This is a genomic window from Citrobacter sp. VF227 (assembly GCF_052950715.1).
On sequence record NZ_JBRFVF010000678.1, the window covers coordinates 1 to 418 of the forward strand.

1 protein-coding gene is annotated in these 418 nt (G+C 67.9%); it reads right to left on the bottom strand.

Annotated elements, in window-relative coordinates; genetic code table 11:
* The coding region (locus tag ACU8YC_RS28520; RefSeq protein WP_446896456.1) for an AIDA repeat-containing protein at positions 1-418 on the bottom strand (418 nt) is incomplete at both ends.

Sequence of the window (418 nt, forward strand, 5' to 3'; positions counted from 1 at the left end):
CCGGACACGGTCGCTGCCGTGCTGGTCACCAGGGCCCCGCCCTGTGCCAGGGTGACCTGACCGGCGACGCCGCCGGCATTCACCTGCAGCCTGCCGCCGCTGTTGACCTGCGTCTCATCCGCCCGGGCCCCGTCCTTCAGAATCTGCCAGCCCCCGTCGTTAATCACCGTATCCGTGACCTGCGCCCCGCCGTGCACGTACTGACTCCCGCCGTTCAGCACCGTCCCCGATGCCCGGCCGTGCACACTCTGGTCTCCACCAGTCTGTACCGTGGTGGACACGACGCTGCCGGTCTCATACACCGTCTGACGCCCGTTGCGGGTGATGAGGGTGTCAGTGGCGGTGCCCGACACAAACATGCCGTCACGGTTATCCGCATCCGGTCCGCCCTGAGCCCCGGTATTCACGACAGTGCCGG